This is a genomic window from Cohnella sp. (assembly GCF_041641335.1).
Taxonomy (GTDB): domain Bacteria; phylum Bacillota; class Bacilli; order Paenibacillales; family Paenibacillaceae; genus Cohnella.
Map to the genome: position 1 here is coordinate 21,521 of NZ_JBEPYQ010000079.1, position 12,398 is coordinate 33,918.

Annotated in this window: 14 protein-coding genes; 2 read left to right on the forward strand and 12 right to left on the reverse strand. The window is 57.9% G+C overall.

What is annotated here, in order from left to right:
• Positions 1-100: 100 nt before the first annotated feature.
• The 5 genes from ACESLM_RS22530 to ACESLM_RS22550 form a co-directional block, all read right to left on the reverse strand.
• Positions 101-244 (reverse strand): hypothetical protein, encoded by a 144-nt coding sequence (locus tag ACESLM_RS22530; RefSeq protein ID WP_372634593.1) that lies wholly within the window; start codon positions 242-244, stop codon positions 101-103.
• A 22-nt stretch (positions 245-266) separates the two neighbouring features.
• On the reverse strand, positions 267-776 hold the full coding sequence (locus tag ACESLM_RS22535) for a GNAT family N-acetyltransferase (protein WP_372634596.1): 510 nt from the start codon (positions 774-776) through the stop codon (positions 267-269).
• Positions 777-793: 17 nt separating this feature from the next.
• Positions 794-1,237, reverse strand: coding sequence for a LysE family transporter (locus ACESLM_RS22540; protein WP_372634598.1), 444 nt, complete (start codon positions 1,235-1,237; stop codon positions 794-796).
• Positions 1,234-1,404, reverse strand: coding sequence for a hypothetical protein (locus ACESLM_RS22545; RefSeq protein ID WP_372634601.1), 171 nt, complete (start codon positions 1,402-1,404; stop codon positions 1,234-1,236). Before ACESLM_RS22545 ends, ACESLM_RS22540 begins: the two co-directional genes overlap by 4 nt.
• An 80-nt stretch (positions 1,405-1,484) precedes the next feature.
• A complete protein-coding gene (locus tag ACESLM_RS22550; protein WP_372634603.1) occupies positions 1,485-2,126 on the reverse strand; it encodes an HAD family hydrolase in 642 nt (213 codons plus the stop codon).
• 99 nt (positions 2,127-2,225) lie between these two features.
• Between ACESLM_RS22550 and cdaS the strand changes: the two genes are divergently transcribed.
• Complete coding sequence (cdaS, locus tag ACESLM_RS22555) at positions 2,226-2,843, forward strand: sporulation-specific diadenylate cyclase CdaS (RefSeq protein ID WP_372634605.1); 618 nt, start codon at positions 2,226-2,228, stop codon at positions 2,841-2,843.
• A 117-nt stretch (positions 2,844-2,960) separates the two neighbouring features.
• Positions 2,961-4,193, forward strand: a complete 1,233-nt coding sequence (locus ACESLM_RS22560; protein WP_372634608.1) for an MFS transporter — start codon at positions 2,961-2,963, stop codon at positions 4,191-4,193.
• Here ACESLM_RS22560 and ACESLM_RS22565 read toward each other — a convergent pair.
• The 7 genes from ACESLM_RS22565 to ACESLM_RS22595 all read right to left on the reverse strand — a co-directional run bounded on the left by ACESLM_RS22565 (position 4,188) and on the right by ACESLM_RS22595 (position 12,223).
• Positions 4,188-4,892 (reverse strand): alpha/beta fold hydrolase, encoded by a 705-nt coding sequence (locus ACESLM_RS22565; protein WP_372634610.1) that lies wholly within the window; start codon positions 4,890-4,892, stop codon positions 4,188-4,190. The genes ACESLM_RS22560 and ACESLM_RS22565 overlap by 6 nt on opposite strands.
• 25 nt (positions 4,893-4,917) lie before the next feature.
• A complete protein-coding gene (locus tag ACESLM_RS22570; RefSeq protein ID WP_372634614.1) occupies positions 4,918-5,679 on the reverse strand; it encodes an SDR family NAD(P)-dependent oxidoreductase in 762 nt (253 codons plus the stop codon).
• A gap of 288 nt (positions 5,680-5,967) precedes the next feature.
• Positions 5,968-6,279: a thioredoxin gene (gene trxA, locus ACESLM_RS22575; protein WP_372634616.1), complete on the reverse strand. Its 312-nt coding sequence runs from the start codon at positions 6,277-6,279 to the stop codon at positions 5,968-5,970.
• Positions 6,276-6,656, reverse strand: a complete 381-nt coding sequence (locus ACESLM_RS22580) for a MerR family transcriptional regulator (RefSeq protein ID WP_372634619.1) — start codon at positions 6,654-6,656, stop codon at positions 6,276-6,278. Before ACESLM_RS22580 ends, trxA begins: the two co-directional genes overlap by 4 nt.
• 73 nt (positions 6,657-6,729) lie before the next feature.
• The gene (locus ACESLM_RS22585) at positions 6,730-8,046 is read right to left on the reverse strand and encodes a deoxyguanosinetriphosphate triphosphohydrolase family protein (protein ID WP_372634622.1); all 1,317 of its coding nucleotides are present in this window, start codon (positions 8,044-8,046) and stop codon (positions 6,730-6,732) included.
• A gap of 28 nt (positions 8,047-8,074) precedes the next feature.
• A complete protein-coding gene (gene secA2, locus ACESLM_RS22590) occupies positions 8,075-10,306 on the reverse strand; it encodes an accessory Sec system translocase SecA2 (RefSeq protein ID WP_372634624.1) in 2,232 nt (743 codons plus the stop codon).
• A 111-nt stretch (positions 10,307-10,417) separates the two neighbouring features.
• Entirely contained in the window at positions 10,418-12,223 is a 1,806-nt protein-coding gene (locus tag ACESLM_RS22595; RefSeq protein ID WP_372634627.1) for an ABC transporter substrate-binding protein, read from the reverse strand.
• Between the last annotated feature and the right edge of the window lie 175 nt (positions 12,224-12,398).

Consider the following 12,398-nt stretch of genomic DNA (forward strand, 5'->3'; position numbering starts at 1 on the left):
AGCGTTGCTCTAAACTTTCGAGTATCGGCATTCCGACAAGCCCGCTGCAATGACACCAAGTCGATTAAACAGCAGGAGGTTTTTTCACCTTCTCTTCCCCTCAGCGCCCTTCCCGCGCACGAATGGCGTCCCGGATTTCCTCCAGCGTCTGCTGCATCTTGTTCATTCTTTGCAGCCCGGAATACTGGTTGCCGATGATGCCCGCCAAGCCGATGATAAGCACGATTGCGATAAACAGCGTCACCGCGCTCCCCCCTCTCCATTAGTTACTGCGGAGGCACTTTCAGCCCCATGTAGACGACGTCCCGGTCGATGCCGTCCAGCGTCGCCACGCCGGGCAGCATCCCCCATTGCTCGAAGCCGAACTTCCGCAGCAGCGCCAAGCTCGCCTCGTTGTGGCCGAATACAAGCGCAATAACGTTGCGGATGCCCAGACGCGGACACTCCTCGATCGCTTTCCGGAAAAAAAGGCTGCCGATTCCCCGGGAGCGGTAAGCCGGATCGATATAGACGCTGATCTCGGCGGTCGCGTCGTAGGCGGCGCGGCTGTGGAACCTGGAGAAGCTGAGCCACGCGATGATCGCTTCCCCATCCTTCATGACCCAGATCGGCCGATGATCCGCCGAATGCTCTTCGAACCATTGCATTCGGTCTTCCGCCGTGACCGGCTCCAGATCGGCCGTCACGCTGCGGCTGGCGATCGTGGTGTTATAGATGTCGACGATTCGTTCAAGATCTTCCCTTACGGCGTTTACGATATCATAAGAATGCTGCAAAGTTTTTCTTCCTCCCGTCAACTCCAATTCGACACAGCTTGAACCAAATTGAACAAGCCGTAACCGGCAAGAACGACTGCCGCTCCATAGTTGATCGCCGTCAGCGCCTTTGCCGTCAGCACCTTCATTGTCGCGCCGACCGCCAGGCAGAGCATGAACCACCATGCGGTCGAACCCGCGAACACGCCCAGGACGAACTGAGCCGGGGCAGTCGCTTCGGTTCCGAGACGGAAGCCCGCGATAATGCCCGCGAACGATACGATCGTCATCGGATTGGCAAGCGTCAGCAGGAAGGTCGTCCCGTAAGCGCCCCAGTATTTTCCTTTCCCCTGTACCTTCGAGTCCGGGCGAACCGCAGCGGCGGAGCGCGCCGTTCGAATCGCCAAATAAAGCAGGAACAAGGCGCCCAGCAGGTTCAGCCAGACGGAGCTGCCCGTCAGTATGCCGCTTAGCGCCGTCAAGCCGAGATCAAGCCGTAGCAGGCGTCCGCCGTCGCCGCGCCCATGCCGGATACGATTCCCGACAACCGTCCGTCATGCAGCGTTCTGCGAATGCAAAGAACGCCGATCGGTCCGACCGGCGCAGCTATCGATAATCCAATGACAAACCCTGTTACGATCTCTGACATTTGCTTCCCCTCCGATTGATTCCCGGAGATTAATTATAGCTTAGGCAATCGTCACTGTAAAACATTTTCCAATTTAGTGCTCACAAATCTTCCACCAATATATCCCTGACTGAGCGAACGATCCGATCCGCCATGGACAAATCTTGATTGCCCGAATTTTCGTTGACGTATCCGATGCAGGTCATGCCGGCCGCCTTGGCCGCGGCGATGCCGTTGCGGGAATCCTCCAGCACGACGCACTGCCGAGGGTCCGCTCCGAGTTGACGAGCGGCTTCCAGATAGACGTCCGGCGCGGGCTTGCCTTTGTCCACCTCTTCCCCGCTTACCACGCAGGCGAAATGCGGGGCAATGCCGAATTTGGCCACCACTTCCTCAATAAACGATCTGGGCGACGAGGACGCGATGCCCACCGGGATGCCCCGCCCTTTTAACCCGTCCAGCAGCTCCGCGATACCGTCGATCGGCGCGTAGGAACGTTCGCGCAGCGCCTTGATTTTGGCCGCCAGCTGGTACTCGATAATCTCCTCCACCGTCTGAGGAAGAGAACGCTCTTCGCGAAGCACCGCCCACATCTCCGGATTCGTCATACCGACGAAGCGTTCCAGCTCCTCCTTCGTAATCTCCGTGCCGAGATAACGCATCGTTTCCATATCGACTTCGAAATGCAGCGGCTCGCTGTCGATAATGACTCCATCCATGTCAAAAATAAAAGCCTGTATCATTCGAATTGTTCCTCCGTTGAGATTGTATTGGCACCTTGCATATATAGCCGCGCGAATCTGCATGCTAATCGGGAGTATGTTCAAGGAGCCGTGAACCGCATGACGACCGCTTCCCACAACTGCGACTTCTCGCCCATGAAGAAAATGATCGCGGCCGACATCCGGCACATGATCTCCAAGCTCGAAGTTCTCGCCGCGACGCTGGATCGCGAAGGGAACTGCTTGCTGGGCGAGCTGGAGCAGATCAAGAAGAACTTCCTTCAGATCGAGTCGAACGCGGCGACTTTTTATTTGAACTGCTATCTCTCCCCGTTCATGGAACGATATACGGACTTATCGCTTACGATTCAAAGCTTGTCCGACAGACGCCACGGCGCGTTGATCGTCGTCGAGCGCAGCGATCCGCTGGAGCCGTTCTTGCAACCCGGCATTCCGGTCGGAGCGCCAGTCAGCCATACGCTGCTCGAATCGATCTTCTATCCCGGCAGCCCGCTGCACGACGGAGCGGCGCTCATCCGCGCCGATCGGATCGTCTCCGCCAAGCATGTACTTCCGCTCGCCTCTTCCCAGAACGACGAGCGAATAACCGGCACGCGCCATCGCGCGGCGGTCGGATTGTCCGAGCGATGCGACGCCATCGTCCTCGTCGTATCCGAAGAGACCGGCAGAGCCTCCTTCGCGTGCGAAGGCCAGCTGTACCCCGTCATTACGCCGTAGACGGCGAGTAACCGGGCAATCGAAAGATTATACTAGTTGCTTTGCCTACTTAATCGACCGGATTAACCTGTATTTAGATTCGAGATGTCTTACGGCCGCTTCATTCAGGAGGACTGCATGGAAACGCGCAAAAAAAGAGATATTCTCTCCATCGCCACGGTCCCGCTCACGATGACTTTGGCCAATTCGATGCTTATTCCCGTCCTTCCGGCCATGCAGAAGGCGCTCCGCATCACTTCCCTGCAGGCGAGTTGGATCATTACCGCCTATGCGGCGGTGGCGATCTTGTTTATCCCGTTAGCGGGATACTTGTCCGACCGATACGGCCGCAAAGCGGTCATTCTTCCTTCGCTGCTGCTCGTATGCGCGGCGGGTGCGGCAGCAGGCATCGTCGCGGCAAGCGGCCTCCGCAACGCCTACGGGCTCATTCTCGGGGCGAGATTGCTGCAGGGTCTCGGCTCGGCGGGCTGCTTCCCGGTCGTGCTGCCGCTTGTCGGCGATCTGTTCAAGAGCGACGAAGACGTCAGTCAGGGACTTGGTCTGATCGAGACGGCGAACACCTTCGGCAAAGTCGTAAGTCCGATTCTCGGCTCGGCGCTCGCGGTCTGGACGTGGTATGCACCGTTTTTCGCCATCCCGGCATTCGGCGCGCTCTCCTTCCTGCTCGTGCTGCTGTTCGTGAAGCCTCCCAAGCCTTCTGCGGAAGGCGGCTCGGCCGCGCCCGTCGGATTGAAAGCCTTCGTAAGCTCGGTGCTTGCTCTGATCAAGGCGGAAGGCAAGTGGCTTTACAGCATTTTCGCCATTGGCGGGATTGCCATGTTCGCGATCTTCGGGAACTTGTTCTATTTGTCCGAGACGCTGGAGGATCGCGGCATGAAATCCATAAACAAAGGCTTGATGCTGGCGATTCCTCTCGGCGGCCTCTGCCTCGTTGCTTATCTGAGCGGCAAATGGATCGGGAAAAATAAAACCCGCATGAAGTGGACCAGCCTGGCCGGATTCGCGATCGCGACGGCGGCGCTGCTCGCCCTCGGGCTGATGAAGCGAGACGGCACGTGGTGGATCACGTCGATGCTGACGCTGATCTGTTCCGGCATCGGCGCCGCCCTGCCCAGCTTGGACGCGCTTATTACCGAAGGTATCGACAAAGATCAGCGCGGCACCGTAACTTCGCTGTACAGCAGCATGCGTTTTATCGGCGTCGCCGCCGGCCCTCCGGCAAGCGCTCTGCTCATGGACGTATCGAAGGGTGCGTTATTTCTCGTCGCGGCGGCTGCCGCGCTGCTCGCGACGCTGCTTAATTTGTTCGCGATCCGACCCGAACGAGAACGGCAAGACGCGCGCTCATAGGATGAAGTCGCCGATCGTTCGATAGAGAAGCTCCTTCTCCGTATGCCTCAGATCATGACCGGATCTTGTGAACTCGGCAAAAGAGACGTCGACGCACAGCCGTTCGTACCGCCGGCAGTCTTCGTCGGTGAGCAAGCTGTCGGGCAGCTTGCCTCGCAGCACCAGCAATTTCTTGTTGATGCCTTTGGACAGTCGGAGCTGGGTCGATTCCCGCTCGACTCCTCTGACCGCTTCGGGCCGAATATTCCGTTGTCTGGAGAACTGGACCAGGTACCGGAGCAAGTAATCTTCCGCCCACCCCTCCGGCAGAGCCTTGTGCTCCGCCGGATATTCCTGCAGAATGACCGACATGACGGCCGACGAGTGCTTCTCGATATAGCCGAGCGCGTATGCGACTCCCCGGGAATTGGCGTACAGGTGGAATCGGTTAAGCTGCGCCGCCTCCGCAACGGACGCGATATCCGAGACATGGTGCTCCAGGTCGTACCCGCGCTCCGGCGTCCCGCTCTGTCCCCGCCCCCGGAACGACAGCGCGACGCACTTGCGGGGAGACAAATACGCCATCAGCTCGACGTATTCCTCGGCCGTCTCGGATAAGCCGGGGCAGATGAGCAGAGGAACGGACGTATCTTGTTCATTCGAGACAAGATAGTGGATTTGCACCTTGCCGTTGTTCGCGCGATACGATCTTACGTCCATGCCGTCTCACCGCCCGTTCGTTGGATTAGATAGCCGGCATCACGTTGCCGCCGTTGACCGGAATGTAAGCGCCCGTAATAAAGCTGGCCAGGTCGGACGCGAGGAAAGCGACCGCGTTGGCGATTTCCTGATCCGTGCCTCTCCGTCTTAACGGAACGGACTGCTCGTATGCTTCGTTTCGCTCGGTATGGTTCTCCCGATCTCTCTCGCTGATCGTCCAGCCCGGAGCCACTTGATTCGCCGTAATGCCGTGCTCGCCGATTTCCTTGGCCAGCACGCGATAGATGCCGTCCATTCCCCGTTTGCCCGCTATGTACGCCGATTGCGTCGGAAAATTTTGCATCGCGCATTCCGTGTTGATGCCGACGAATCTGCCCCATTTCCGTTCGACCATGCCGGGCGCGAACGCCTTGGCCAAGTAGACGCTTTGCATGACGCAGGAGTCGAATTGGCTGGCGTAATCCTCGGGAGGCTGCTCCAGTATGCTTGTCCATTGATATTGGGCAACCGCATTGGCGACCACGATGTCGATCGGCGCGAGCTTCGCTTCAAGCTCCTGCTTCATGTCGGCAATCGACTGCCAATCGGTAATGTCCGCCTTGACGATGGCGGATCTCGCGCCCAAGCCCGTTAATTCCTCTTGCAGAGCCCGCGCCTGATCCTCGTTACCGCGATAATGAATTGCGACGTTAGCGCCGCATTGCGCCAGCGTCCTCGCCATCACTCGTCCCAACTGTCCGGTCGCTCCGGTTACCAGCGCGGTTCGTGTGCCCAGATCGATCTTCATCTGCTGTTCCCCCTTCGTCATTCCCCTTCATCATAGGCAACATCCAACGCGTTGACAACAAATAAATCGATTTCTTTTCGTCCCGTGCGGCCTCTCGACTGAGCGCATATCGATTATCGGGTAATCTATCTGCAAGGAAAAGCAATAACCCACCCCAAGGCTGCCGAAGGTGGGTTTTGTCGCTCATTAGCTTGAAGGGACGTCCTATCCAAGCCATATGTATAGGCCGAGTGTTATCAGCACTCGGTCTTTCAGCTATACGCATTACGCTGCGCAAGAGCAGCTTGTTCAAACGTATTTTGCAAGCAAGTTTTCGTACGCCGATTTCGGTCTGAGACCGACCAGCTTCTCGACCGCTTCTCCGTCGCGAAACAGCATCACCGTCGGCATCGACATAACGCCGTATTTGGCTGCCGTCTCCGGCGATTCGTCGCAATCCAGTTCCAGCACGGCCACACGTTCCTTATACTCGGCCCCGATCTCGACCAAGATCGGCTTAAGCGTCTTACAGGGCGGGCACCAGGCCGCACCGAAGTCGACAAGCGCCAATCCATGGCTCGAAAGGCTCTCCGCCATGCTCGCATCGTTAACTCGAATCATCGTATCGCTTCCCCTCCTTCCGCCTGCTCGTTTTTTTTCCGAATCGACCGAATGCGGTCCGTAAGGTTGGCGCGAATCTGGCTCAGCTCGACAAGCTGCGCGTCGATTTCCCGCAGCTTGCTTTCGTACAACGGAAGCACTTCCCGACAGAACGCCTCCTCGTTTTTAAGCACGCAGTGAAGAAAGCTCGCAATCTGCTCCGTCGTCAGCCCCAAAGCCAAATAAAGCCGTATCGTGCGCACCTGCTCCACGGCGAGATCCGAGTATTCCCGGTAACCGTTGCTCCCTCGGACCGAGGTCAACAGCTTTTGCTTCTCGTAGTACCGGAGCGAACGCACGCTGACCCCGGTCTGGGCCGACAATTCGCCGATTTGCATGGCAGCTCCTCCCTTGACGGTCGATTCCAAACCAGCATAAACCCTGACATCAATGTCAGGGTCAAGGAAAATTTTAATCCCGTTCGTAGATCGATCCGGAGCGGCTGGCGAAGAACTCGGCGTACACTTTCTCCGCATAAGCGTCCGTCATGCCGGAAATGTAGTCGGCGGCAAGCCGTTCCCACGGCCATTTCGTTTTCTGTGCCTCATAGCTCTCCAGCCAGTCCCGGGGAACGATCAGACGACCCGTCTCGTAGGTTTTGAAGCTCCCCCACAGCCGTTCGATCATGACCTCGCTGCGCTTATGCAGCCGCTGTACGCGAAAATCCTTGATCAAGGTCACCCAGGCGAGCTTCTTCAAAATTTCCATCGTCCGCTGCAGCTCCCAATCCCGCTGTCCGTCGCGAACGAACGTCACCTTTTTCCAGCCGCTCGAAGGCTCGTCGATAATGCCGACCTCGCTGGCGAACTTGCGTACCCAGCGCGCCTTCATTTCCCGGCGAGTGCGCGAAGGCTCGCGATCGCATTCCAGGTAGATTTGCGCCCACTGCTCATAGAAGTCGATCAGCACACGCTTGACCATCGACTCCTGATCGACGCCCTGCCAGTTCGCCGCGGAGTAATTCGGATCTTCCGTGATTTCCTGAAGCACGTGCGCCACGACGCGATCGTCCTCGAAGAAGGCGCGGTCCATCAATATTTTCCCGGCGCGAATGCCGTCCTCCAAGTCGTGCGTCGAATACGCGATGTCGTCGCACAAGTCCATCAACTGCGCTTCCAGCGTTGCGCAGCCTTTCGGCATTCCCCACGTATCCCGAAGAAATCCGATGCCTTCCCACTCCGTGCTGTAGACCCCTTTATGCCTGTCGGGATCGTCGATGCAGTACGGATATTTGTTGATGGCCAGCAGCACCGCCGCCGTCAGATCCAATCCGCTGTCGCTGCCCGCCCGCTTCTCCAGAAACATGAGAATGCGGAAGTTCTGCGCGTTGCCCTCGTACTTCAGCCCGTGCTCGGCGCGAAGAAGGCGGTCCAGCACCTCTTCTCCCTTGTGCCCGAACGGCGGGTGGCCGAGATCGTGGGCGAGCGAAGCGCACTCTACGACCTCGGGATCGATCGTCAGCCCCGGATGCTCCTTCAGCGCCAGGAACGGATACAGCTTGCCGAGCCGTCTGGCCACTTCCCTGGCGATCTGGGACACCTCCAGCGAATGGGTCAGCCTCGTCCGGTAGTAGTCACCAGAACCGGCGCCGAATACCTGCGACTTCCCCTGCAGCCTGCGGAAAGCCGGCGACTGGATCAATCTCGCGTAATCCTTCTCGAACTCGTCTCGGTCATCGCCGGAATGGACGTTCTCCGTATCGTACAATCTCATCTTTCTGACGTTCATGCGATGACCTCCTTGCGCACAGTTTCACTCAGAAGTTGAAAATGCTCGTCTTTTTCTCCATAAACTGATCCTGAATCAAATAAGTCCACGTTCGCGAAGGCGGCTTGAACCCCATCCGTTCCCATTCCGCGCGATCGCCGGAATCGGTTGCGCCCAGTCTTCCGAGCGCCTTGGCCGCCTCCTTCTCCAGTTTATCCGGAAGCTGCTCGAAGGCGTGAATGATCCGATGATGAAATTCGTCAACGGGATTGCGGTTCGCCAGGCTCTCCAGATGAATGCCCTCGCGAATGTAAGAGACGTAGGCGAGATGATCGGCCCATGCCTTGTCCATGAAATACAGGCGGATGTGCTTCTCGCGCTCGCTCATGCCGCTTTGATCGCGCAGCACCGCTTCGCGCCGGTCGTGATGAATGCGCCGCTGCTCCTCCACCATGTCGGAGTATTTGTTAAGCGTCTTGCGCATCTCGAAATTTTGGCCCATCACGACGCGCTGGATATGATCCATCTTCTTGCTGAACACCGAAGCCGACAGCTCCTCGTCCTGCTTTCCGGTCCGGTAAGCGGCCGGAATCGCCTTCTCAATGCCGAAGCGGTTGATCAGCTCGTCCTCCAGACAGACGTAGAACCGGGACGAACCGGGGTCTCCCTGCCTGCCTGCGCGGCCTCTCAACTGGTTGTCGATGCGCGCGCTCTCGTTCATGTGCGTGCCGATGACGTACAAGCCGCCGAGCTCGGCCACCGCTTCCGCTTGCGCGGCGTCGTCCGCGCCGAGACGGATGTCGACGCCGCGTCCGGCCATGTTCGTGGATACCGTCACTGCGCCCAGCTCTCCCGCGCGCGCGATAATCTCGGCTTCCTTCTCGTCGTTTTTGGCATTCAGCACGTGGCAGGCGACGTTCGCCTTGCCAAGCTCCTCCGCCAGCTGATCGGACTCCTCGACGCTGCTCGTTCCGATCAGAATCGGCCTCCCCGTCGCGTGAACTTCCGCGATCTCTTTCACGAGCGCTTTGAGCTTCGCTTCCTTGTGCGTATAGATACGGCTCTCGTGATCGATGCGAATGCGCGGCCGGTTAGGCGGAATCTGCACGACGCTCAGCCCGTACGTCTCCTCGAACTCTTCCACGGAGTCCTGGGCCGTCGCCGTCATGCCGCTGATCTTCGGATACAGGCTGAGCAGATGCTGCAGTGTGATCGTGCCGAGAATTTTGCCGGACGACTTCGTCTCGATCCCTTCCTTCGCCTCGACGGCGGCCTGCAAGCCGTCGGGCCAGTGGCGGTTCTGCGCCACGCGCCCGGTGTACGGATCGATAATCTCCAGCTTGCCGTCCCGAATGACGTAATCGACGTCCCTCTTAAGCAGCGATTCCGCATGCAACGCACAATTTAATGACGTTAATAAATTGCTGTTGTGCGCTTCGTACAAATTGCCCGTGCCGAGCCGTTTCTCCGCCTTCTCCGAGCCCGATTCCGTCAGGAAGACGTTGCGCTTGTTCTCGTCGAAGTCGTAATCCTCGCCCAGTACCAACTCTTTCGCCAGCTTCGCCATCCGTCCGCCATCGCTGCCTCCGGAAGCGACTTCGCCGGCGATCACCAGAGGCACGCGCGCTTCGTCGATCAGCAGAGAGTCCGCCTCGTCGACGATTGCGTAGCGGAACGGACGGTGCACGATGTCGCTCACCGTCATCGCGATCGTATCCCGCAAGTAGTCGAAGCCGGCCTGCTTGGCCGTAACGTAAGTAATGTCCGCCGCGTAAGCTTGCTGGCGCTCTTCCGTCGTCATCTCCTCTTTGACCGACGCAACCGTAAGCCCAAGATAACGATAGATCGGCCCCATCCACTGCGCGTCGCGACCGGCCAAATAATCGTTAAACGTCAGCACATGCACGCCTTTGCCCTGCAGCGCGTTAAGATAGGCGGGCATGACCGCCGCGAGCGTCTTGCCTTCCCCCGTCTGCATCTCGACCAGGTTGCCGTCGTGCAGAGCGGCTCCCGCCATAATCTGCACGTCGTAAGGACGCATGCCGAGCACGCGGCTCGCCGCTTCCCCGGCGATAGCGAACGCTTCGACCATAATGTCGTCCAGCGAAGCGCCCGCCCGTACTCTCTCCTTCAGCTTTGTCGACTCGGCCTTCAGCCGGCCGTCGTCCCACCCCGTCAAATCCCGCTCGGAGATCGCCGTCAGTTTGTCCGCGTACGCTTTAAGTTTATGTTGAACGAACCGGCTTTTGACTTTCTGTATCAGCCTGCTGGCAAAATTCATCGAAACAATCCCTTCCGACAATATTCGTTCCTGATCCCATTATAGGGTCATCCCGGGAGAAATCCTAGCGATCGTTCCGGGAAAACGTCGAATCTCCTTTCTGGCATCCGCCTATTCGCGTTTTTCCAGCCAGATGTCCTTGAAGTCAATCCAGCCCAGCGAATTCAGGCCGACTCCCTTCACGTTAGGGTGAACGTACGTATCCGACTTTTTATGCAACACGAACAGGACATGGGATTCGTCGCGCAGCCTGTCCTCGATTCCGTCCAGTACGGATCGCCTGGCTTGCGGGTCGGGTTCGGCGACCGCCCGGTCGATCCGAGCCGTTATCCAGTCCTGTACGTCCGGATGAAGATGCTCTTTGAGAAAATTGCCGGCCTGCTCGTAGTTTTCGATCTCGCATACGTCTTCCACTCCGAACACGACACCGAACAAAAGCGCGTCGACCGCGGGCAGCAGCCCCGCTTCGCGAACGCTCAAGTGAGTGTACGTTTCAATGCGCAGATTGACTCCAAAATCCTCGCATCTCCGACGGATCCAATGAGCGTCCGGTTGATGGGAGCCATAGGTCGCCATAACGACCTCCTCCCCTTGGTAGGCGGATTTTCTCAGCAGCCTTCTCGCTTCCTCCTCGTCCAGTTCCTCATTCAGATAAGGGGTTTGAAGCGTCGGACGGAAGCCGCGGGCGGGATAGATTCGATCCTCTCCCAATTCCCGGATCATCTGCTTCCGATTCAGGAACAATGAAATTGCGCGCCTAAAATCGGGCGATTGCTGAGGGCCTTGCTTCCCGAGGTTCCATGTCATCAGCACGCTGCCCCTGCACAGCGCTTCGATTTTGGACCAATCCTCGTCGGATCTGCGGAGGATAGACTTTCTCCCGTGCAGCAGATGTCTCCATTCCGCGTTTTCCGAAAGCCTGGCCGACTCCTTAGGCATGTAGGCGACGACGACCTTGTCCATGTGCGCCCTGCCTTGAAAATAATCCAGGTTGGCCCACAGTTCGCAGCCATATTCTGTCCGGCTCCCGACCCGGAACGGCCCGGTCCCATAAGGCTTGTTCCAGAACGGCGAATCTCCATCCTGGTCCCCTGCCTCCCGCGGAACGATCGACAATCCGGCGGAGCTGACGAAGCGGGGAAAAATAAAGTTCGGCTGGTCCAGAACGACCCGTACCGCACGGGGCCCTTCGCAGATGACCTCCTTCACGTTTCTTGCGAGCCAACTGGACGGCTTGTTCCCGCGAAGCCTTTCGAACGTGAAGCGTACGTCCTCCGGCTGCAGCTCTCTGCCATGATGAAACCGAACGCCCTTGCGCAGGTAGAATGTCCATTCCGTCGCCTCCGGATCGGATTCCCAGTAGTGGGCCAGCCCCGGCTTGAGCTCACTGGTACCGGTCTCGTACTCCGCCAAGCGGTCGAAAACCTGCCTGATCATGTGCGCGTCGAACGAATAATAAACGTGTAGCGGATCGAGCGTCCACACCGGTTCGTACATAGGAAAACAAAGCGTATCCTTCGATTCCGCGCCATGGGTCCGCTCGGATCGGTAACCAAACTGATCGTTAAGCCATACCAGAAAGCGGTCAATCGTCGCCACTCCCGCTCCGTTGGCGTGCAGCAGCTCGAACGCCTGCTTGTACTCCCCTTTGTGCGCCATCTCCTGCGCCTTGTCGACGAGAAAAGGCTCCTTCTCGGCCAAGAAGACGATCCGCGAGACGTTGCCGCGCCCTCTTCCCGCATGCCACTGAATCAAGCGCTCTTCGGCCAACCTGTGAATGACGATCTTCGCATTGCGCGGCGAGCAATACAGCGCGCCGGACACTTCTTCGGCCGTCGCTTCGATTTCTTGGCCGACAATCGCCCGGTTCCCGAAATGGTTTAATAGCATTAAATATTTTTCCGCCGATATCGACATAACCCGCCTCCTTCGTTCAGAAAAGGGGAAAAGAATGGATCGATTAGTTCAACAACATTCCTCTTTTAGCTCAGCACAGTAGCGTTGCATAAACACTGACATGACAAAGAGTCTGAATTGTCAGAAATTAAGCCTCTCCGGCCATGGGCTAAAAACTCATGGGGCCGCTAATCAG

Bases quoted from the DNA above. Each gene is read 5' to 3' on its own strand.
- ACESLM_RS22570 (WP_372634614.1), bottom strand. From the start codon at position 5,679: ATGAAGATCGATCTGGGCACACGAACCGCGCTGGTAACCGGAGCGACC.
- ACESLM_RS22550 (WP_372634603.1), bottom strand. From the start codon at position 2,126: ATGATACAGGCTTTTATTTTTGACATGGATGGAGTCATTATCGACAGC.
- secA2 (WP_372634624.1), bottom strand. From the start codon at position 10,306: ATGAATTTTGCCAGCAGGCTGATACAGAAAGTCAAAAGCCGGTTCGTT.
- ACESLM_RS22585 (WP_372634622.1), bottom strand. From the start codon at position 8,046: ATGAACGTCAGAAAGATGAGATTGTACGATACGGAGAACGTCCATTCC.
- cdaS (WP_372634605.1), top strand. From the start codon at position 2,226: ATGACGACCGCTTCCCACAACTGCGACTTCTCGCCCATGAAGAAAATG.
- ACESLM_RS22560 (WP_372634608.1), top strand. From the start codon at position 2,961: ATGGAAACGCGCAAAAAAAGAGATATTCTCTCCATCGCCACGGTCCCG.
- trxA (WP_372634616.1), bottom strand. From the start codon at position 6,279: ATGATTCGAGTTAACGATGCGAGCATGGCGGAGAGCCTTTCGAGCCAT.
- ACESLM_RS22580 (WP_372634619.1), bottom strand. From the start codon at position 6,656: ATGCAAATCGGCGAATTGTCGGCCCAGACCGGGGTCAGCGTGCGTTCG.
- ACESLM_RS22595 (WP_372634627.1), bottom strand. From the start codon at position 12,223: ATGTCGATATCGGCGGAAAAATATTTAATGCTATTAAACCATTTCGGG.
- ACESLM_RS22565 (WP_372634610.1), bottom strand. From the start codon at position 4,892: ATGGACGTAAGATCGTATCGCGCGAACAACGGCAAGGTGCAAATCCAC.
- ACESLM_RS22545 (WP_372634601.1), bottom strand. From the start codon at position 1,404: ATGTCAGAGATCGTAACAGGGTTTGTCATTGGATTATCGATAGCTGCG.